Here is a 20,123-nt window from a genome sequence, read left to right as displayed (position 1 = left end):
AGCAAAGGTATTCTATCTTATTTTGTCTGTTTAAATTGTTTAAGTACCGTTAGTTCGTATTCCAAAATTTTAGTGTCATAGTTTACAAAATTTAAGGTCTATCTCCAAGTCGAGAAAAAACATTTAAAAAATTGTTACATTAGATAAATTACATAGGAAAATTTAATCACTGCAGATCTAGTCAAATATATGCTAAACAAAAGTACTCCGCTTTTAGAGCGTAAACTGACGGGAGCGATTATAGCTATTTCGATCTTAGTAGGTGGTTGTGGCAGTAAAGGAGAAACTACTAATGATGCCCCACCGCAACAATCCCAGGCAGTAACAGTCGAAATCCAGAATATAACTGCCGAACGAGTTAGAGATAGTACTCAGTTTGTCGGTAGTTTAGAAGCCCAACAGAGAGTAAGTCTCGCACCGCGAGTTGATGGACGTATAGTCGATCTCGCAGTTAACGAAGGTGATTTTGTCGAACGAGGACAGCTCGTAGTTCAACTACAGCTAGATCGAGAACAGGCAGAAGTCGATTCCGCTGTTTCTAACGTTAATATTCGACAAGCCAATGTTAGTAACGCCGAAGCAGAAGCCAGTGCTGCAGAAGCAGAAGAAGCAAGTCAAATCGCTGCCATAGAAGAAGCACAAGCAGATTTGCGCGATCTAGAAGCAGAAGTAGAATTAGCCCAGGTTAATATAGAGCGTGCCAAATTTTTGGTCCAACAAGGAGCCCAAGCTCAACAAAATCTAGATGAGAGAGAGCGAGATCTCGCCTCGGCGATCGCCCGAAGAGATGCCGGTCGAGAAGCACTAAATGCAGCACAAAAAGCTCTAACTGCGGCTAAAGCACGCACCAAGGCGGCTCGCTCTAGGGTAGAAAGTGAAAAAGCCGCCTTAGCTCAAGCACGGGCACAGGTAAACGTTGCCAATCAAAATCTTGATTACAATCGCATCCTCGCTCCGATCTCTGGCACGGTAGGAGATATCTTTCCTAAAGAGGGAGATTACGTCGAAGCAGGAGAGGAGCTTACCACGATCAATCAAAACGAAACTCTCGACCTCAATATCAGTGTACCTGTAGAGCGGGCAACAGATTTAGAACTGGGTTTACCAGTAGAAATTGTTAATGAAAATGGCGAAGTTAGAGCTAACGGGAGAATTAGCTTTGTCTCTCCTAGAGTTAATCGTACCGAACAGAGCGTTCTGGCTAAAGCCAGTTTTCCTAACAACGGCAGCCTGCGAGACGACCAGTTTGTCAGAGCTAGAGTAATCTGGTCAGAGCGACCGGGAGTTTTAGTTCCGACAGCAGCCGTATCTCGTATTGGCGGACAAAACTTTGTCTTTTTGGCGACAGAAGAAACAAGGGAAAATGGAGAGTCTATCATGGTAGCCCAACAAATACCAGTTAAATTAGCTGAGGTGCAAGACCAATCCTATCAAGTTATTTCAGGAGTAGAATCGGGAGATAAAATAATCGTGTCTGGAATTCTCAATCTTTCGGATGGGACTCCAATTCAAACTGAAGCTGCGGCTAGCGAAAGTGAAAAACCTAAAGAAACGGCCAGTAATCATGAAAGCAGCAATTAAATTCTAGAAAACTCGTGTCTTGATTTTCAAGCTAGAAGCTGAGGTTGCGAGCGATAAGAAATTACTTGGCTGTCTTAGGACAAATAAGGGACGTAGCCGTCGTTGATAAACAAGTTCGTAGATTAGTTATTGTCATTTCTGTCCTGTAGCAAGCTCTATATTCATTAATTTCCATCATGTTATTAAGTATTTCCGATACTTTTATTAAGCGACCTGTTTTAACAATAGTGTGCGCTTTAATTGTCCTATTGGTAGGGGGCATCGCCATTCCTCAACTACCAATTTCTCAGCTACCACAACTCGCGCCGATTCAAGTTGAAGTTACCTCTACCTACATCGGTGCTGATGCGCTGACCACTGAAAATAACGTTACGACAATTATCGAGCGCGATATTAACGGAGCGGAGGACATCCGCTATATGTCTTCTAATACTAGTAATGATGGAGTCAGCAACATTACCGTTTCCTTTCCCGTCGATATAGACCGCAATATCGCTCAGGTCAACGTGCAAAACCGCGTCGCTCAATCAGAGCCGCAGTTACCGAGTTCTGTACAGCAAACGGGGGTGACGGTCAGAAAATCATCTCCAGACTTATTAATGGGGATTGCCTTTTTTGCCGAAGACGGGCAGTATGACGACTTGTTTTTGAGTAATTACCTCGATCTGTATGTGGTCGATCGCATGCAGCGAATTCCGGGGGTAGGGAGAGCGCAAATTTTCGGGGAAAGAAGATACGCAATGCGTCTCTGGCTAGACCCCGATGCCTTAGCTGCCAGAAATCTCACCGCTCAAGATGTAGTGAACGCCATCGAAGAGCAGAATATTCAAGTCGGTGCCGGTAAAATCGGTCAGCAGCCAGCCCCAGAAAATCAGCAGTATGAATTTACCCTCCGCGCTCGCGGCAGATTCGAAAGCGATCGCGAATTTGCCGAATTGGTAATCGCCGTGGGAGAAAACGGCAACCCAATTAAGCTGAGGGATATTGGGCGGACCGAACTGGGAGCAGAAAACTACGATACTTCTGCCAAATATCAAGGCTCTCCCGCAATTGGGATGGGGATCTTTCAACTTCCTGGCAGTAATGCCCTTGAGGTTGCTACAGCTGTCAAGCAAGAAGTAGCCGAATTGGCTAAAGATTTTCCCCCCGGAATGACTTATGAAATCGCCCTCGATACGACGGAGTTCGTTGAGGTTTCCCTCAGAGAGGTAGTTTGGACTCTGGGACAAGCAATTGTCTTGGTAGTTCTAATTATCTTTATCTTTTTACAGGACTGGCGTACTACGCTGATTCCCGCGATCGCGATTCCCGTATCTTTGATTGGGGCTTTTGCCTTTATTTTGGTCTTTGGGTTTCAAATTAATACTCTGACTCTATTTGCTATGGTCTTATCTACTGGTCTAGTAGTGGATGACGGCATCGTAGTAACCGAAGCGATCGCTGCCAAAGTAGAGCAGGGGATGAAACCAGCTATTGCCGCTCGGGATACGATGAACGAATTGAGCAGTGCGGTAATTGCCACTTCCCTAGTCTTAGCTGCGGTTTTTATTCCCGTTTCTTTCTTCCCTGGAACTACGGGAGTAATTTTTAAACAGTTTGCCCTGACAATTGTTTTTGCGATCGCTCTCTCAACTTTTAATGCTCTGACTTTCTCTCCAGCAATGGCAGGATTGTTATTGCGTCAACGTCAGGAAGCAACTGGCCCGTTGAGTTGGTTTTTCGATAAATTCAATCGTGCTTTCAACTGGATTATTGAACGCTACACTCAAATAATCAGTTTCTTAGCCAAAAAGTTTGTCAGACCTTTTGTCTTGGCTGGGTTTACTGCCTTATTAGTTTTTACTTATTTCCTCTACAATCTCGTTCCTTCTGGCTTTATCCCTGAAGAAGACCAAGGTTACTTCTTTACCATCGTTCAAGCACCAGACGGTGTTTCTCTCAATTACACCAACCAGATTATGGAGCAGGTAGGCAATGAAATGAGCCAAGTAGAAGAAATCGATGGTTATTTTACTCTGAGCGGTTTTGGTTTTGAGGGTAACGGTAGCAATCGCGGCTTTGTCTTTTCTAAACTCAAACCCTGGTCGGAAAGAAAGGGAGCAGACCATTCGGTTTATTCGATTTTGGGTCGTCTCAATGGCACCTTTCAGCAAAATATTAACGAAGGTCTAGCTTTTGCGGTTAATGCTCCAGCAGTGAGGGGTTTGAGTACCTTTGGCGGTTTTGAGTTTCAACTTCAAGACCGACGGGGACTGCCAATTTCGGCGTTAGTAGAAAACTCCAACAAAACGATTGCCGCTGCCAATCAAAGACCAGAAATTGCTCAGGCGTTTACTCAGTTCACCGCTAATACTCCACAACTCGAAGTGGAAGTCAATCGAGAGCGCGCTAAAGCTCTCGACATCGATATCGACGAAATTTTTAATACTTTACAAACCTATTTGGGTTCTACCTACGTTAATGACTTCGTCCTCGGACAGAGACAATACCGAGTTTATGCCCAAGCTGACAGTAACTATCGTTCTAGCCCCGACGATATCGGTAGACTATACGTGCGATCGCAAAATGACCGTCTAGTACCTCTGAGTAATTTAGTCACTCTAACCGAATTTGTCGGACCGCAAACTATTACTCACTATAATCTTTTCCGTTCGATTAAAATCCAAGGTTCTCCCGCTCCCGGCTACAGTACGGGACAGGCGATCGCCGCAATGGAAGAGGTTGCCGCCCAAACTCTCTCTCCTGGATTCGACTATGAGTGGACGGGAACGGCTTTAGAAGAGATCGAATCTGGCGGTCAGTCGCTGATTATCTTTAGTTTGGGTTTGATTATGGCTTTTCTGGTACTGGCAGCACAGTACGAAAGCTTTATCGACCCCCTCATTATCATTCTTACCGTGCCTCTAGCACTGTTTGGGGCGATCGCTGGGATTTGGCTGCGTGCCAATATTCTCCAAGCCGGTAGTGTTTGGCCCTTAGTTAACAATAACGTTTACTGTCAGGTTGCCTTAGTAATGCTAATTGGTTTGGCAAGTAAAAACGCTATTTTAATCGTCGAATACGCCAACCAGCTCAAAGACCAGGGTTTAAATATCGTTCGCGCTGCAATTAAAGCGGGGCAAACTCGCTTTCGTCCGATTTTAATGACGGCAATTTCCAGTTTGTGTGGTTTTTGGCCTTTAGTAGTCGCCAGTGGTGCGGGTGCTTCTAGCCGCTGGTCTTTGGGAACGGCAGTATTTAGTGGCTTGCTGTTCGCCACCATTTTAAGTCTCTTTTTAGTGCCTTCTTTGTATATCATCATTAAAAGTATCGAATCGCGATTCCGCAATAAAAAAGACGGAGATGATTCTGGTGACGACGACAAATACCCCAATTTTCAATACGGCGATCGCAGCGGTCAACCAGAGATTACCAGTTATCACCTGAGTACTGATGAGAAATGAGGGATAGCTAATAGTTGGTTAAAAGATGCAATGGCAGCAACCAACTGCTTAGAGTTTAGGAAAGATCTTGGCGGGGAAGAGCGATTTACCCGTTATCTCTCGGTAAATTCAGTTTGATGAAACGTTTGTCGAGTTGCTTGAGATAAGTTTCGCCAGTTGCCGTAACTGACTCTTTACTCACTGTTAGATGGCGATCGGTTAAAATTCATTACGAGGAGTAAATTAGGTAGTTATCCCTTGACTGCCACTTTTTACTCGATTTAATAATTTTATGTCAATAAACTTTTAATGCTCTGGCCTTTTAAAAAAAGAACTAAAAAACAAATAGCACGAATTGAAATTACAGGAGCGATCATTTCTGAAACTCGCCAAAAAGTCCTCAAAGCTTTTAAAACTGTTGTCGAAAAGAAATTACCGGCCCTGCTGTTGAGGATTGATTCGCCAGGAGGAACCGTAGGAGATTCTCAAGAAATCTTTACTGCCCTCCAGCGTTTGCAAGATGAAAAAGATGTTAAGGTAGTCGCTAGCTTTGGTAATATTTCCGCTTCTGGTGGTGTTTATGTAGGTGTCGGTGCCAAACACATCGTCGCCAATCCAGGCACCATAACTGGTAGTATTGGCGTAATTTTACGAGGCAATAATCTCGAACGCCTACTCGATAAAGTTGGCGTTTCCTTTCAGGTAGTTAAATCTGGACCTTATAAAGATATTTTGTCCTTCGATCGCCAGTTGACTGCTGAAGAAAAACGCATTTTGCAAGAGCTAATTGACACGAGCTACCACCAATTCGTGCAAACCATAGCCCGAGGTCGCAACTTAGACGAAGAGACGGTGAGAAGTTTTGCCGACGGACGCATTTTTACAGGGCAACAAGCTCTAGAACTGGGAATAGTCGATCGCCTGGGAACCGAAGAAGATGCTCGACGTTGGGCATCAGAACTAGCAGGACTCGACCCCGACAAAACAGAATATTTTAATATTGAAGAACCCAAACCTTTGATTAATCGCTTAATACCTGGTAGAAGTAAGATCAAATCGCCTGTAGACAAGGCTATAGATTGGTTAGAATTCGACTTGAAAACCAACGGCTTACCATTGTGGCTGTATCGTCCTTAACAAGCGCAGGGGAGATTGAAAGACAAAAATAAGAGTTAGGAGGTAAGAGGTAATAATATGTGATAAAAATTACCTTGACTTTTCTACTTACTACTTTTTTACAACATGCCTTCAGGTATCGTTCACGATCGCATTACTTTCTGGGTTCTTCCTTGGATTGGTGGAGGAACTTATTTACTGACTGAGAATGGGGAATTGACGTTAATCTTAGCTGCTGGCTTTTTGTTTAGCAGCTTAATGTTTGGACCCGATCTCGATATCTACTCTTTGCAATACAGGCGTTGGGGAGTAATACGCTTTATTTGGCTGCCCTATCGCCAGCTATTTCGCCATCGTTCCCTATTTTCTCACGGTTTAGTTTTGGGTACGTTTATTAGAATAGTTTATTTACTATTAATAGTTGGATTTGCAGCTATTTTTATCGTGGCGATCTCTCAATTAATTTGGGGGTTTGAATGGAATTGGCAACAGTTTGTTTTAAACATTTTTACGATAATTAAAACTAAATATTTCTCAGAAACTGCTGCCATATTTGCCGGACTGGAGTTAGGGGCAATTAATCATTCTCTGAGCGATTGGCTCGGTTCTAGCTACAAACGACACCACAAAAATAAGCAAAAGCTCGATAAAAACAAAAAACTAAAAAATTAAGTATGCACTTAGCAGGCAAAAATAGAAAATAGCACGTTAAGATATACTACCTTTTAGCTTCTAAACTCAATCGGTCGCTGGATTTTACATCCAGCGCTGCGATTGAGCGTTGCTCAAACCGCAAAATTCGGGATTTTTGTATCGATCGCGCCTCATGTTACTGAATTGGTTCTGCTTTCTCTACCGAACCGTTATTGATTCCCAAGGTAAATTTTAAAGGTGTTTCATTAGGATAGGCTCTAGCTACTTGGCGATATACTGCATAATTTGTCGGTAGATTAACCGTCTGTCCATCTTGTTGGAAAGTTACGCGATAGTCTACGGTACGTAATAATTCTGGTTTGCCAGGTTTTTCATAGGGTCGTTGTTGATGGGCTTCAATTTCGTCGATACCGGGCTTGGGAGGAACTTTCGGCCACCACAATCCTTTATCGTCTTGCACCACTCCTGCTTCTGGTTTTTTACCATTGCGGTTAACTAAGGAAACAGAATTGAATTCTTCGTACCGTCCTCGTTTATCTTCCGTTGGATCGTTACTATAGTTAACTCGCCAAGTGATATTAGTCGTCGCAGTCGCCTCATACTGTTGGGCATTTTGCGTGTCGCAGCTACTAATGGTAACTGCCATTAAACTGAGTAATCCCAAGCAGACTTTACTAAATTGACGACGAGAATAAAACTTAAATACTTTTGCCATTGGTATTGTTGTTGCTAAATTTGTTTAATTTATGCTGCCGGTGTTAATTCTGGTAATTGTCAAACGCGATCGACAGTTAGCAAAATCGAGCAATAAATTTTTCAGTAATTAATATTGATTATTTTTGATGTATATTTCGCTTGATAATCCAAACTATAAAAATGATTGCCAACAAAACTAATATTAAGGTACTAGCTGGGGCGAGATACTGTTTGACGCGGTTGTAATTTTCGCCCAAAAGATATCCAGCATAAGTTAAAAAGCTGACCCAAATTGCCGTTCCAACCGTAGAGTAAATCAGAAAAGACAATAGGGGCATTTTGCTAATGCCAGCAGGAACGGAAATGTAGGTGCGTACTCCTGGAACCACGCGGCTAAAACAGGCTGCTTCTCTACCTCTTTTCTCAAACCATTGTTTGGCTTTTTCGATATCTTGACTAGAAACACTCAGCCACTTTCCATAGCGGTCTACTACGCGTTTGATTCGTTTTAAACCCCAAGCCTTACCTAAATAATACCAAGGTAGCGCACCCAGAACCGAACCTATTACTCCTGCTACGATTACATAGACAAATTTAAGCTTTCCTTGGATTACGGCAAAACCAGCTAGAGGCATAATTAACTCCGAAGGAATGGGAGGAAAGATATTTTCTAGTAACATCAATAAACCGATACCGACATATCCCAAAGAGTTAACCGTATTCGTAATCCATTCGAGCATTGTTTTTTTTATTTATTATTGACCAAAAGCAGCAGATGTCTGGGAAGTATTAAGAAGAACTAAAAGCGATTTGAGTTCCTCGAGTGAATAAGACACAATTAATCAATCTTAATTATCCGGCATGGTATGAGGGTTTTCATCTTTCTAGAGCCAGAAATATTGTTGATTCTGGAAAATGTAGCTATTAGTTCGGAAAACTGTTGGCAAACCGAGCGATCGCGCCATATATAACACTTTATAAATACTCAAAAACACTAAGACCGACAGTTCTGTACCATAGAACCATAGAACTTTAAAGACATTTTTTAAAATAAGCAAATTTAACAGCGATATGGAAAGATCCTCTACGGTAATAATCACGGGTGCGTCTTCAGGAGTTGGTTTATACGCCGCTAAAGCTTTGAGCGATCGCGGTTGGCACGTAGTCATGGCTTGCCGCAACCTCCCTAAAGCTGAAAAGGTAGCAGCAGAAGTGGGCATGAAACCAGATAGCTATACTATTCTTCATTTAGATTTGGCTTCTCTTGACAGCGTACGACAGTTTGTTAACGATTTTCGCGCCACTGGTAGATCTTTAACTGCTTTAGTCTGTAATGCGGCAGTATATTTGCCTTTAGAAAAAGAGCCATTACGCAGTAAAGATGGTTACGAGTTGAGTGTCGCTACCAATCACCTAGGACATTTTCTGCTGTGTAACCTGATGTTGGAAGACTTGAAAAATTCACCAACCTCAGACAAGAAAGTAGTATTTATCGGTACGGTAACTGCTAACCCCAAAGAACTAGGGGGCAAAATTCCCATTCCCGCACCGCCAGACTTAGGAGACTTACAGGGTATGGAAGCTGGTTTTAAGGCACCAGTTGCCACCATCGACGGTAAAAAATTCAAGTCGGGTAAGGCATATAAAGATAGTAAGCTGTGCAATATGATAACTATGAAAGAGCTAGATCGTCGCTATCACGACTCTACAGGCATCATTTTTAACGCTCTCTATCCCGGTTGCGTCGCCGAAACTGGCTTATTTCGCCACCATTTTTCTCTGTTTCAAACTATTTTTCCCTGGTTTCAGAAAAATATCACCGGTGGTTATGTCTCTCAGGAATTAGCTGGAGAACGAGTAGCAAAAGTAGTTGCCGAACCGCGATACAACGAATCCGGGGTTTATTATAGTTGGGGCAATCGCCAGCAACAAGACCGCGCCGCCTTCAAACAAGAGATTTCCGACGAGGCTCTTAACGAGCAAAAAGCAGAACGCGTTTGGAATTTAAGCGAGAAGTTGGTCGGATTGACTTAATAGTTATTAAAGTAGAGGAAGCAGGGCAATATTACTTTAGTTCCCAAGTTTCCTCTAGTGATTCGATTATTATTACTATCTATCGGTTTTTTAATTACAGGCTGCAATCTCATCGCCAACAGTAGAGACTCTACGACACCACCAGTCTCAAGTCAACAGCAGCTTACCAATGTCGATGTGGCTACTGCGAGCTTGAGTTCAGCTACTGCCAGAAAATATGTCGGTACTACTCAACCGGCTAGCGAAGTTACTTTGCGATCGCAAGTGGAAGGCAGATTGTTAGAGCTATCAGTAGCAATTGGCGCTCGGGTTACTCAGGGTCAGGAAATTGGCAGGCTAGATGATAATTTGCTCGCCGCAGTTGTCAGTCAAGAACGAAGTGAATTAGCTAGCTTGCGCTCAGAAGTAGCCAGAGCCGAAATACAGGTTAGAGATGCTCGAATTCAGCTCCAACAGGCTCTAATTCAGCTCGAACAGGCAAAAAACGATGCCGCTAGATACGAGCAATTAGCCAAAACTGGGTTAATTGCCGAACAGCAGGCAGAATCCTATAGAACTGCGGCTCAAACTGCCCAACAAACTGTATACTCTGCTAGAGAAGCAGTTAAATTACAAGAACAAGCAGTAGATGTGGCAAGATCGAGAGTTGCCGCACAACAAGCTGCGATCGCTGAAGCCGAACAGCGTCGAGTTTATACTAAATTATTGGCACCCATAAACGGCACTGTAATCGCTAAAGCTGCAGAACCAGGAGATTTGATTCAAACTGGAGAAGAAATTATTACTATCGGTAATTTTCAACAGGTAGAAGTGGTAGTTCCCGTCTCGGAATTAGATTTGAGTGAAGTTGCCCTCGGACAAAAGGTTAACGTCAAACTGGATGCTTTTGGCGATCGCTCCTTCGACGGTACGGTTACTCAAATTGCTCCTACTACTTCCGACTCTGTAGCGCGTCAAATTAATGTAGAAGTTACCCTAGCCAATTCCGAGAATCTAATTAAAGGTGGTTTACTTGCTAGGGTCGATTTTAATACTGCAACTACAACTCAAGTAACAGTTCCTACATCCGCTGTTATTGAAGAAGCAGGAGAAAATTATCTGTTTGTGGTATCTGAGACTACTGGCGAGCGTAGAGCTACCGTTACTAAAAGACAAGTAGAGTTGGGCGAGCGCAACAATGCTCAAGTGGAAATTCTTTCGGGTCTCAAACCAGGTGAAAGATACGTAGTTCGGAGCGATCGTCCTTTAGAAGATAGCCAAACAGTTGCCTTGAGTATTATTTCTGAATAGTATTTTTATATGATTTTGTTGTGATTTCGATCTGAAGCAAACCCAACAAGCTATCGTATACGAACAACAAGAGCGCAGCTTGCATACCGAGTTCTTAATTAGTTTTATTAACCGCAGTTTAACTGAAAGTCCTCTAATTATAGAAAGAGAATTAATCGAGCTTTGGACGTGATCGCGCCAAAAATATAATATTAAATACCATTAAATACCGACGAAGAGTAACAAGGTATCTCATAAAATATTATCCCTTATCCCTGCAAATAATTAACCAAAGCCTGTAAACCCAAACGATAACTATTTACGCCAAAAATACTAATTTCCCCGATCTCAACTCTGGCAATATACGAGAAAGTTGGCGAAATTCTACGATGGAAATCTTTGACTGCGGCGATCGCCTTCCGAATCGCTATACTGTTATGGTTATAACCAGCGGCGTTACTCTAAATCCCTCGATGCTTTTTGGTAGCTGAATCTATCAATTTTCTTTCATGACGGGACTGCAAGCTGTAGATACTTGCTTGCAGCCTTGAAGATTTTCCAGCACTAACCGCTATCTAGAATCGAGTATTGACTAATGCAGACTTTTGACTCGCGATCTTCTGAGAAATTGAAGTCAGGTATTTTTATAATTATTTTTTATTTTTTTTTAGCTAGGACAAAACTATTGACTCAGCTTAAAAAATCAATGATAGCGGCATCTTTGGCGATCGTCAACTGGAATAGGAATCGCTTCTGTTTCTGGTTCTGCTTCTGGTCCGAATAAAACTTCAATCAACTTCTGACCTAATTCTCTTAATTTTTCTAGCAACTGTTCGATATATTTCATTTAAAAATTTGCTCCAGTGTGAGATATCTTATGCTTTGCTATCTTTTAATTTTTATGCCTTTGAGGATTTTAAGCTTAATATCCTGTATTATACATAAGTCTCGAGCTTCTCATGTAAAGCTTTATATTCGAGTTTATTACGAGCTAGCAGCCCTATCTTGAGATCTTAATCTTTTCCTTATTGTTCAAGCTAACACAAATTAAGCTAGATAAGTATTAATTCTTAGTTAAATTAACAAGTTCACGCTAGGGATATAGACATTAAGTTTTATTGTTTTTCTTGTGAATTGGGTTTTTCGAAGCCCCCAAGAGAACTATATTCAGAGTAGAAGTTGGGTAAGATGGGAATTTTAATTTTCATTAGATGTCGTGTTCGCGCTATGGTAACTAGTCTCAAAAACCAGAGTGTAACTGCATTGACAATTGAAGCTATTATTTTTAAGCCAAATCCGAATCAAAAGAAAAGAATTAATCGAAGGAGAAATTTATGAAACTCGCTTACTGGATGTATGCAGGACCGGCTCATATTGGAACTTTACGCATCGCTAGTTCCTTTAAAAACGTCCATGCAATCATGCACGCTCCCTTAGGAGATGATTACTTTAACGTAATGCGATCGATGTTGGAAAGAGAGCGGGATTTTACCCCAGTAACTGCTAGTGTGGTCGATCGCAAAGTTTTGGCACGGGGTTCTCAAGAGAAGGTAGTCGATAACATTACGCGCAAAGATCGCGAAGAACGACCCGATCTGATTATCCTTACTCCTACCTGCACCTCCAGCATCCTACAAGAAGATTTAAACAACTTCGTCAGCCGCGCTCAACTCGATGCCCAAGGGGATGTAATGTTAGCCGATGTCAATCACTATCGTTACAACGAACTGCAAGCAGGCGATCGCACTTTAGGACAGGTAGTTAAATTTTATCTGGAAAAAGCCCGTAAAAATGGAGAACTACCCGCAGAGAAAACCGCCAATCCCTCAGTTAATATCATCGGTATTTCCACATTAGGATTTCACAACCAGCACGACTGCACCGAACTAAAACGTTTGATGGCTGACTTGGGTATAGAAGTCAATCTCGTAATTCCCCATAAGGCTTCGGTTCACGAGCTGAAAAACCTCCCTCGTGCTTGGTTTAACCTCGTACCGTATCGTGAATTGGGCTTAATGGCGGCGGAATATCTTCAAAGGGAATTCGAGATGCCCTATGTCGATATTACGCCGATGGGAGTTGTGGAAACCGCTCGCTGTATCCGTCAAATCCAACAGATAATCAATCATCAAGGTGCGGCTGTAGATTACGAAGAGTATATCGACAATCAAACACTGCACGTATCGCAAGCTGCTTGGTTTTCCCGTTCGATCGACTGTCAAAACCTAACCGGCAAAAAAGCAGTAGTCTTTGGCGATAATACCCATGCTGTAGCAATGACCAAAATTTTAGCCAGAGAAATGGGGATCCGCGTCGTGTTGGCAGGAACCTATTGCAAATATGATGCCGACTGGTTTAAAGCTCAGGTAAGCGAATATTGTGATGAAATTTTAATTAGTGAAGATAATGGCGAAATTGGCGATGCGATCGCCCGTCACGAACCTGCGGCAATTTTTGGTACGCAAATGGAGCGTCACGTCGGCAAACGTTTGAATATTCCATGTGGGGTAATTGCTGCTCCCATTCACATTCAAAATTTCCCCATCGGCTACAAACCTTTTGTCGGCTATGAGGGCACCAATCAAATTGCAGATTTGGTATATAATTCGTTTACTTTGGGAATGGAAGATCATCTGTTAGAGATTTTTGGCGGACACGATACCAAAGAAGTTATCACCAAAGGAATCTCGGCTGACTCTGACTTGAACTGGAACCGAGAAGCCACCGCAGAATTAAATAAAGTTCCTGGTTTCGTGAGAGGCAAAGTCAAGCGTAACACCGAAAAATTTGCCCGCGAACGAGGCTTTTCTGAAATTACTTTAGAAGTTATGTATGCTGCTAAAGAAGCCGTTGGTGCCTAGTAAATTAAACGTAGTTTGAGAGATTGCGATGACGAAAAATATTAAATAATTAAGATTTCAATTTTAGCGAGGGTTTGGCAATGCCAAACCTTTGTTTTTTATTGCCGTAAAAATTTTTATTTCTTTTGGAAGTCATACCATATTAATACCTCAATGGTAAGCTAGCTTTTGTTACGCCATTTATTTCTTTGGCTAAACGAGATTCTCTAGTAATTTTTATCATGGGTAGCGAAACTAGTAACTCGCCTCAGCTCGATATTTCTTCCATAGTTGCCAAGATGCGGCAACGCGAAACATATGCTCATTCTGTAGCCGATTCCATTGAATTAGTGCAAACTCATATTTCTTATATTTTCTTAACGGGAGAGTACGCTTATAAAATCAAAAAAAGAGTCAATTTAGGATTTTTAGATTTTTCCACTTTAGATAAAAGACAGCATTTTTTGCAAGAAGAAATTCGTTTAAATCGAGAAATTGCTCCCGATTTGTATTTAGAAGTATTACCCATATCACAGCAGGAAGATAAATTATTTTTGGGCGAAGATAGAGCAGTTGTTGAATATACCCTAAAAATGCATCAATTTCCCCAAGAAAACCTGTTTATCAACCTATTTAATCAAGATAGGCTATCTATTAATAAAATGAGAGAGCTAGGCAAAATAGTCGCTCAATTTCATCAAAAAGCCCCCAGCAACGAATATATTCGCAGTTTTGGCAAGCCGGCAAATATCAAGCTCGCATTTGACCAAAACTATCAGCAAACCGAAAAATATATCGGTACGGTTCAAACCCAAACTCAATTTGACGAGACTAAAGCCTTTACCGACAAATTTTTTAGCGATCGCCAGGAGTTATTTCAAGCGAGAATCGATGCCCATAAAATTAAAGAATGTCACGGCGACTTACATCTCAAAAATATCTGCTGGTGGCACAATAAAATTCAATTATTCGATCGCATTGAATTTAACGAAGCCTTTCGTTTTGTAGATGTGATGTATGATGTTGCCTTTACGGTAATGGATTTAGAGATTAGACAGAGACGAGATTTTGCTAATGCTTTTCTCAATAATTACTTAGAATATACCGGTGATTGGTCTGGATTACCAATCTTACCCCTATATCTCAGTCGTCAAGCTTATGTCAGAGCTAAAACTAACTCATTTCTATTAGATGATGCTGAGATTTCCGAACCCGAAAAACAACAGGCACGAGCAACCGCCGCCGATTATTATCATCAGGCTTGGAAGTACACTCAAGAGCGATCGTCGGGAAAATTAATTTTAATGTCGGGGGTGTCTGGTTCGGGTAAATCTACCGCAGCTAGAACTATAACTCAAAATACAGGTGCGATTCAGATTCGTTCCGATGCAGTTCGCAAGCATCTTGCAGGCATATCTCTCGATGAAAGGGGAGGAGATGAAATCTATACTGCCAAAATGAGTCAAAAAACTTACGATCGTCTGCTCGAATTGGGTATGATGCTGGCAAAAGAAGGATTTACGATAATTTTAGATGCCAAATACGATCGCGTTGCCTTACGCCAACCCGTCATAAAACAAGCTCAAGCTGCCCATATTCCCATACAGATAATTTACTGTACTGCAACGACCGAGATATTGCGCGTTCGTCTGAGCAATCGTAGCAGCGATGTTTCCGATGCCACTCCCGATTTACTGACCAAACAACTAGCAGAATTTGAAGAATTTAGTTCCGTAGAACAGTCTTACGTTACTGAGATTGACACCAGTGATGACAACTGGAGACAAAAGTTAATAGAAGTTCTGAATTAATTAAATTAATTGGATGTCAAACAAAACTCATTCTCGATTCAGCTTACTATTTTGGGACATTTAGGGCTTTGCCAAAGATAATTTTATCATCGCCTGCTTTATAAAATTCGCGAATTCTTGCTTCCTCGTCGTATCCGTTGGTGCGGTAGAATGCCCGCGTACGCTCAAAATTTGGTAGTCCAGAAGTTTCTATTAACAGCAAACGTTCACCGCGTTCGGCTAAAGTTTGCTCTACGTAGAACAGTATTTTCTTACCAATTCCTTCTCCCTGGCGACTGGGATGAACAGCAATAAAATATAAGTTCCAGGTGCCGTCAGCATACTGTTCTGGAGCATAGTACGCAACTCCCACAAGACCCTTGTCATCGTAAACAATCCAAAAGAGATAGATCGCTATTAGAGTCGTCATCTAAGCATTCTACTAACATACCGTCTAATTCCTCTAGCTCTGGGGGTGTAAAGAGGTTGATAGCATTAGCTATAGGCATTATTCCTTGGCGATCGTCGAGCGTAGCGGAGCGAATCATTATTAACTTGTTTGTGGTAAGTAACTTAAAGATACTGAAAGATAAAACTTATCGAACTAGGTAAGAACTTTCAAGCTATCTCGCAGTGATTTTACACTTATCTCCACTCATTAATAAATTAGTTTGAATAGTACTATCTAGATAACTAATGCCTAGAAGCTTTGATAGCAAACACTAGTCGATTAGTAATTATTATATTATTTAGTGTCACAATAGCAAGTACGACTGAGCTTAGATACAAGTAGCTGTAATGGCAATTAAAAGAGCGTCTGATTCGCAAAATCCAGCACCTAAATCACCCCGTCACAAACAAAGGCGAGAACCAATTTCTCAAGGTAGAGAAGAAACTAACCTAATGTCGGCACCGGCAACGATAGAAGAAACCGAAACCAACGAAGATAATATTCGTCCCCAGCAACTGGCTGACTATATCGGACAAAAGGATTTAAAAGAAATCCTTCAGATTGCGATCGCAGCGGCTAAAGGTAGAGAAGAACCCCTAGACCATTTGTTACTCTACGGACCTCCTGGTTTGGGGAAAACTACCATGTCCCTGATTTTGGCAGCCGAAATGGGGGTCAACTGTAAAATAACTTCTGCACCTGCTTTAGAGCGTCCTAGGGACATTACCGGGTTGCTCGTCAATCTCAAACCAGGAGATATTTTATTTATCGATGAAATCCATCGTCTCAATCGCATGAGCGAAGAGTTACTCTATCCAGCTATGGAAGATTATCGCCTGGATATTACCATCGGTAAGGGTCAAAGTGCTAAAACCCGTAGCATCTCCTTGCCCCCTTTTACTTTAGTAGGAGCAACTACCAAAGCCGGTTCTCTGTCTTCCCCCTTACGTGCCCGCTTTGGTATGGTGCAGAGACTGCGATTTTACGAACCAGACGAACTAACTATAATTGTCAAACGCACTGCCGAAATTTTAAACACCAAAATTACCGAGACGGGGGCAGTAGAAATTGCGCGGCGATCGCGAGGAACGCCCCGTATTGCCAATCGTTTGTTGAGAAGGGTCAGGGACTATGTAGAGGTGCAACAAGCTCCCGAAATTACTCGGGAATTAGCTGCTAAAGCAATGGATATTTTTGATGTGGATGCTTGCGGTTTGGATTGGACGGATCGTTTAGTACTCAATACTATTATCGAGCAGTTTAAGGGAGGACCAGTTGGACTAGAGGCGATCGCCGCAGCTACGGGTGAAGACCGCAAAACCATTGAAGAAGTTTACGAACCTTACCTACTCCAGAGTGGTTATCTCAATCGTACTCACAGGGGCAGAATAGTTACGGATAAAGCTTACGAACATTTAGCCGTAGGAGAGTCAAATCCCACTCAAACGCAATTGAGATTTTAAATGTTTGTTTGTAGAATTAGGCTCATCCCCTGTCATTGGTGCAGAGGATTTCATATCGCTCGAAGTGCTGTGAAATTATTGGGCGGTTAATCTTTGGAAATTCCTGCCAAACTACGCCCATGCGATCGACAGCGAACCGAATAATTGTCACTGCTAACCGCCTAATACTGAGCGAGCGAAATTTACGATCGACTTTAACTAACGAATATATTCTTTAAGTATACTATTGCGGTTGGGATGTCGCAGTTTACGCAAAGCCTTAGCTTCAATTTGACGGATGCGTTCGCGAGTGACGTTAAAGATTTGTCCGATTTCTTCTAAAGTTTTCATGCGACCATCATCCAAACCATAACGCAAGCGAAGTACGTCTCGTTCGCGGGGGCTGAGAGTATCGAGTACGTTTTCTAGGTCTTCTCTTAACAAACTTTTAGATACTTCGTCTTCTGGAGTTTCGCCGTCAGCTTCGATAAAATCGCCCAAGCGAGAGTCTTCTTCTTTACCAATAGGAGTTTCTAAAGAAATTGGTAACTGAGCTGATTTGGCAATAAATCTCAGCTTCTCGATGGTCATTTCCATGCTGGTGGCAATTTCTTCTTCTGTGGGTTTGCGTCCCATTTCCTGAGAGAGGAGCTTGGTAGTTTTTTTAATTCTGGAAATAGTTTCGTAGAGGTGAACGGGAAGACGGATAGTACGGGATTGGTCGGCGATCGCTCTAGTAATTGCCTGTCGAATCCACCAGGTAGCGTAGGTAGAAAATTTATAGCCTTTTTCATGGTCGAATTTTTCGGCAGCACGGATCAAGCCTAACGAACCTTCTTGAATCAAATCCTGGAAAGATAAGCCCCGATTCATGTATTTTTTAGCGATCGATACAACTAAGCGTAGGTTAGACTGTACCATTTTGTCTTTGGCTCTTCTACCGAGGAATAAACGGCGCCTAAATTGCCGAATATTCATATCTACTTCTTGCGCCCATTCGTTGTCGCTAATTTCCCTTTCTAAATTCGCTTCTATATCTTCTCTGATTCTTTCTAATTCTAATAAATCGGCAATTTGACGGGCTAGTTCGATTTCTTCTTCAGCTCTTAACAGTCTAATACGACCAATTTCTTGTAAATAAATTCTAATAGAATCTTCCGTATATGGTTTTTTTCTACCTCGCTCTGCACGACGGGTAGCGGTTTTTTTCTTTTTACCCTTAACTGATTTGATATCTATCTCTTCTTTAATTTTACTGGTATCTTGTTCGATTAGACTTTCCCAATCGTTTCCAGGAAGTGCGATTGTTGCTAGGACTTGATTAGCCTGAGTCATACCGTTTTCCTCTTGCTCCTTCAGTGAAAAATTAACTATATCTATTCGAGCGAATGAACTAGGTTGTATCTAGTTATACCTTTTCTAAATCGTTTTGTCGCTAGTTATATTTGTATGTACGTGTATGTACGGGCATTCACGCCAATCATACTTTAGCTAGCTTCTGGTAAATCAAGTAAATTTACCAACGGTCAGAGGAGGGCGCGTCATCTAAGGTTTCCTCAGATGTTTATGCCGCCCGTCAGGCTGCGGAGCTTGTCTCCGTAGTAATCTCTGACTACTCAGTAATATTTACTAGAAACTGGGGATTATCTTCCGATTTTAGCCTCGATTGTGGGCATTTTGGTAAAGATTTAACCGAGAAGCTCCGGTTTTACCGAGCAAATTGTGAAGAAACTTTAAAGTTTCTTCAATTTGCTTCCCTTTGGCATTGTAAGCAATTTAATCAAAAATAACACGCCGCTATTTTTTACATCTTCCGTTGGGTAGAATTACAAAGCTCGAAAAGCTTAAATAAAAGCAAAAAAGCCTGAAAATGCCCTATAGGGGTATTGAAAATCACACTTAAAATTCATTACTAATAAAAAGGTAGTAATCAATTGAATCCTTGCCCTAATTTATATGAACAAAGTAATTTATGAAGTTATGGCTGCGGCTGTAACTTTAGGAGCGATCGGCAGTCATAGCCAACTTAGCGTTGCCCAGACGGAAGCAGAAGTAGCTTCAGAACAAGAAACTCTTAGCTTAGTCGCTAATGGAGAAGATTTTGTTCGTCAGGGTTTTGTTACTAAGGATGGTTGGCAAATAGATTTCGATCGCGTTTATGTCAGTATGACAGAAGCGGTTGCCTATCAAACCGAACCACCTTACGAACCAAACAAAGGAGACACTTCTAATGATATTAACTATCAAGAAACAGTTTCCTTATTAGACTCCCCTCAAATTATAGACCTAGCAGCAGGAGATGCCGATGCCGAACCTGTTTTAGTCAAAAAAGTTAACGCCGAGCCTGGTTTTTATAATGCAGTGGCTTGGACTATAGCTCCTGCAGGGGACAACACTCCCATACCAGGACAAACCATCGTCTTACAAGGTACGGCAACTAAAGACGACCGAACCGTTGACTTCAATCTGGGCTTGGATACTCCTCTAAAATACGTCTGTGGCGAATTTGTGGGTGACGAACGTAAAGGCATTCTCGAGGCGGGAAATACAGCTGAGGTAGAAGCTACTTTTCACTTCGATCATATTTTTGGCGACAGCGAAACGCCAGCGGACGATCCTCTCAATCAAGATGCTTTAGGTTTTCAGCCTCTAGCAGATTTGGCGGAGGGAAATACTCTGGATATCGAGCAAGACGCTTTAGAAACCCAACTATCTTCAGAAAATTATCAAAAATTAACAGAAGCGATCGCTGGATTGGGTCACGTAGGTGAAGGTCACTGCGCACTAAGCAGTAATTAATCTAACTAAATAAAATTTCGATTTAGCAC

17 protein-coding genes and 1 pseudogene are annotated in these 20,123 nt (G+C 41.9%); 10 read left to right on the top strand and 8 right to left on the bottom strand.

Going from position 1 to position 20,123, the window contains the following annotated elements:
- The first annotated feature begins 189 nt into the window (after nucleotides 1-189).
- From ACLFKQ_RS20450 to ACLFKQ_RS20435, 4 genes are all read left to right on the top strand, one after another.
- Complete coding sequence (locus ACLFKQ_RS20450) at nucleotides 190-1,581, top strand: efflux RND transporter periplasmic adaptor subunit (RefSeq protein ID WP_449001598.1); 1,392 nt, start codon at nucleotides 190-192, stop codon at nucleotides 1,579-1,581.
- Between the two features lie 176 nt (nucleotides 1,582-1,757).
- Entirely contained in the window at nucleotides 1,758-5,024 is a 3,267-nt protein-coding gene (locus tag ACLFKQ_RS20445) for an efflux RND transporter permease subunit (protein WP_449001597.1), read from the top strand.
- Between the two features lie 288 nt (nucleotides 5,025-5,312).
- Nucleotides 5,313-6,140, top strand: a complete 828-nt coding sequence (gene sppA, locus ACLFKQ_RS20440) for a signal peptide peptidase SppA (RefSeq protein WP_449001596.1) — start codon at nucleotides 5,313-5,315, stop codon at nucleotides 6,138-6,140.
- A gap of 105 nt (nucleotides 6,141-6,245) precedes the next feature.
- On the top strand, nucleotides 6,246-6,791 hold the full coding sequence (locus ACLFKQ_RS20435; protein WP_449001595.1) for a metal-binding protein: 546 nt from the start codon (nucleotides 6,246-6,248) through the stop codon (nucleotides 6,789-6,791).
- A 157-nt stretch (nucleotides 6,792-6,948) separates the two neighbouring features.
- Here the strand turns inward: ACLFKQ_RS20435 and ACLFKQ_RS20430 are convergent, their stop codons facing one another.
- Both ACLFKQ_RS20430 and ACLFKQ_RS20425 read right to left on the bottom strand, forming a co-directional pair.
- A complete protein-coding gene (locus tag ACLFKQ_RS20430; RefSeq protein ID WP_449001594.1) occupies nucleotides 6,949-7,488 on the bottom strand; it encodes a hypothetical protein in 540 nt (179 codons plus the stop codon).
- Nucleotides 7,489-7,606: 118 nt separating this feature from the next.
- The gene (locus tag ACLFKQ_RS20425) at nucleotides 7,607-8,209 is read right to left on the bottom strand and encodes a DedA family protein (protein WP_449001593.1); all 603 of its coding nucleotides are present in this window, start codon (nucleotides 8,207-8,209) and stop codon (nucleotides 7,607-7,609) included.
- A gap of 331 nt (nucleotides 8,210-8,540) precedes the next feature.
- Between ACLFKQ_RS20425 and ACLFKQ_RS20420 the strand changes: the two genes are divergently transcribed.
- Together ACLFKQ_RS20420 and ACLFKQ_RS20415 are read left to right on the top strand one after the other, a co-directional pair.
- Nucleotides 8,541-9,503, top strand: a complete 963-nt coding sequence (locus tag ACLFKQ_RS20420; protein WP_449001592.1) for a protochlorophyllide reductase — start codon at nucleotides 8,541-8,543, stop codon at nucleotides 9,501-9,503.
- A gap of 57 nt (nucleotides 9,504-9,560) precedes the next feature.
- On the top strand, nucleotides 9,561-10,793 hold the full coding sequence (locus tag ACLFKQ_RS20415) for an efflux RND transporter periplasmic adaptor subunit (protein ID WP_449001591.1): 1,233 nt from the start codon (nucleotides 9,561-9,563) through the stop codon (nucleotides 10,791-10,793).
- A 248-nt stretch (nucleotides 10,794-11,041) separates the two neighbouring features.
- On the opposite strand, the pseudogene ACLFKQ_RS20410 reads toward ACLFKQ_RS20415, so the two are convergent.
- A pseudogene (locus ACLFKQ_RS20410) lies at nucleotides 11,042-11,218 on the bottom strand (type II 3-dehydroquinate dehydratase); the annotation flags it as partial.
- A gap of 257 nt (nucleotides 11,219-11,475) precedes the next feature.
- Nucleotides 11,476-11,619, bottom strand: coding sequence for a hypothetical protein (locus tag ACLFKQ_RS20405; RefSeq protein WP_449001590.1), 144 nt, complete (start codon nucleotides 11,617-11,619; stop codon nucleotides 11,476-11,478).
- Between the two features lie 487 nt (nucleotides 11,620-12,106).
- Here ACLFKQ_RS20405 and bchB point away from each other — a divergent pair, with 487 nt between their 5' ends.
- Entirely contained in the window at nucleotides 12,107-13,633 is a 1,527-nt protein-coding gene (gene bchB, locus ACLFKQ_RS20400; protein ID WP_449001589.1) for a ferredoxin:protochlorophyllide reductase (ATP-dependent) subunit B, read from the top strand.
- Nucleotides 13,634-13,854: 221 nt separating this feature from the next.
- Complete coding sequence (locus tag ACLFKQ_RS20395) at nucleotides 13,855-15,423, top strand: bifunctional aminoglycoside phosphotransferase/ATP-binding protein (protein WP_449001781.1); 1,569 nt, start codon at nucleotides 13,855-13,857, stop codon at nucleotides 15,421-15,423.
- Between the two features lie 46 nt (nucleotides 15,424-15,469).
- On the opposite strand, the gene ACLFKQ_RS20390 is transcribed toward ACLFKQ_RS20395, so the two are convergent.
- Both ACLFKQ_RS20390 and ACLFKQ_RS20385 read right to left on the bottom strand, forming a co-directional pair.
- Nucleotides 15,470-15,832 carry a GNAT family N-acetyltransferase gene (locus ACLFKQ_RS20390; protein WP_449001588.1) on the bottom strand — a complete coding sequence of 121 codons (363 nt, stop codon included), beginning with the start codon at nucleotides 15,830-15,832 and terminating at the stop codon, nucleotides 15,470-15,472.
- The gene (locus tag ACLFKQ_RS20385; protein ID WP_449001587.1) at nucleotides 15,786-15,950 is read right to left on the bottom strand and encodes a hypothetical protein; all 165 of its coding nucleotides are present in this window, start codon (nucleotides 15,948-15,950) and stop codon (nucleotides 15,786-15,788) included. Before ACLFKQ_RS20385 ends, ACLFKQ_RS20390 begins: the two co-directional genes overlap by 47 nt.
- A 355-nt stretch (nucleotides 15,951-16,305) precedes the next feature.
- Here ACLFKQ_RS20385 and ruvB point away from each other — a divergent pair, with 355 nt between their 5' ends.
- Nucleotides 16,306-17,316, top strand: a complete 1,011-nt coding sequence (gene ruvB / locus ACLFKQ_RS20380) for a Holliday junction branch migration DNA helicase RuvB (RefSeq protein WP_449001780.1) — start codon at nucleotides 16,306-16,308, stop codon at nucleotides 17,314-17,316.
- A 22-nt stretch (nucleotides 17,317-17,338) separates the two neighbouring features.
- On the opposite strand, the gene ACLFKQ_RS20375 is transcribed toward ruvB, so the two are convergent.
- Entirely contained in the window at nucleotides 17,339-17,467 is a 129-nt protein-coding gene (locus tag ACLFKQ_RS20375; RefSeq protein ID WP_449001586.1) for a hypothetical protein, read from the bottom strand.
- Nucleotides 17,468-17,514: 47 nt separating this feature from the next.
- Nucleotides 17,515-18,630 carry an RNA polymerase sigma factor RpoD gene (gene rpoD, locus ACLFKQ_RS20370; protein WP_449001585.1) on the bottom strand — a complete coding sequence of 372 codons (1,116 nt, stop codon included), beginning with the start codon at nucleotides 18,628-18,630 and terminating at the stop codon, nucleotides 17,515-17,517.
- A gap of 621 nt (nucleotides 18,631-19,251) precedes the next feature.
- On the opposite strand from rpoD, the gene ACLFKQ_RS20365 reads away from it, so the two are divergent.
- Nucleotides 19,252-20,094, top strand: a complete 843-nt coding sequence (locus ACLFKQ_RS20365) for a DUF4382 domain-containing protein (protein ID WP_449001584.1) — start codon at nucleotides 19,252-19,254, stop codon at nucleotides 20,092-20,094.
- The last annotated feature ends 29 nt before the right edge of the window (nucleotides 20,095-20,123 follow it).

The organism is Myxosarcina sp. GI1(2024), assembly GCF_053543375.1.
This window is presented reverse-complemented; position numbering and strand designations above follow the sequence as displayed.

Excerpts from the sequence above, each read along its gene's own strand:
- ACLFKQ_RS20450 (WP_449001598.1), top strand. The coding sequence starts at position 190 with ATGCTAAACAAAAGTACTCCGCTTTTAGAGCGTAAACTGACGGGAGCG.
- ACLFKQ_RS20445 (WP_449001597.1), top strand. The coding sequence starts at position 1,758 with ATGTTATTAAGTATTTCCGATACTTTTATTAAGCGACCTGTTTTAACA.
- sppA (WP_449001596.1), top strand. The coding sequence starts at position 5,313 with ATGCTCTGGCCTTTTAAAAAAAGAACTAAAAAACAAATAGCACGAATT.
- ACLFKQ_RS20435 (WP_449001595.1), top strand. The coding sequence starts at position 6,246 with ATGCCTTCAGGTATCGTTCACGATCGCATTACTTTCTGGGTTCTTCCT.
- ACLFKQ_RS20430 (WP_449001594.1), bottom strand. The coding sequence starts at position 7,488 with ATGGCAAAAGTATTTAAGTTTTATTCTCGTCGTCAATTTAGTAAAGTC.
- ACLFKQ_RS20425 (WP_449001593.1), bottom strand. The coding sequence starts at position 8,209 with ATGCTCGAATGGATTACGAATACGGTTAACTCTTTGGGATATGTCGGT.
- ACLFKQ_RS20420 (WP_449001592.1), top strand. The coding sequence starts at position 8,541 with ATGGAAAGATCCTCTACGGTAATAATCACGGGTGCGTCTTCAGGAGTT.
- ACLFKQ_RS20405 (WP_449001590.1), bottom strand. The coding sequence starts at position 11,619 with ATGAAATATATCGAACAGTTGCTAGAAAAATTAAGAGAATTAGGTCAG.
- bchB (WP_449001589.1), top strand. The coding sequence starts at position 12,107 with ATGAAACTCGCTTACTGGATGTATGCAGGACCGGCTCATATTGGAACT.
- ACLFKQ_RS20395 (WP_449001781.1), top strand. The coding sequence starts at position 13,855 with ATGGGTAGCGAAACTAGTAACTCGCCTCAGCTCGATATTTCTTCCATA.
- ACLFKQ_RS20390 (WP_449001588.1), bottom strand. The coding sequence starts at position 15,832 with ATGACGACTCTAATAGCGATCTATCTCTTTTGGATTGTTTACGATGAC.
- ACLFKQ_RS20385 (WP_449001587.1), bottom strand. The coding sequence starts at position 15,950 with ATGATTCGCTCCGCTACGCTCGACGATCGCCAAGGAATAATGCCTATA.
- ruvB (WP_449001780.1), top strand. The coding sequence starts at position 16,306 with ATGTCGGCACCGGCAACGATAGAAGAAACCGAAACCAACGAAGATAAT.
- rpoD (WP_449001585.1), bottom strand. The coding sequence starts at position 18,630 with ATGACTCAGGCTAATCAAGTCCTAGCAACAATCGCACTTCCTGGAAAC.
- ACLFKQ_RS20365 (WP_449001584.1), top strand. The coding sequence starts at position 19,252 with ATGAACAAAGTAATTTATGAAGTTATGGCTGCGGCTGTAACTTTAGGA.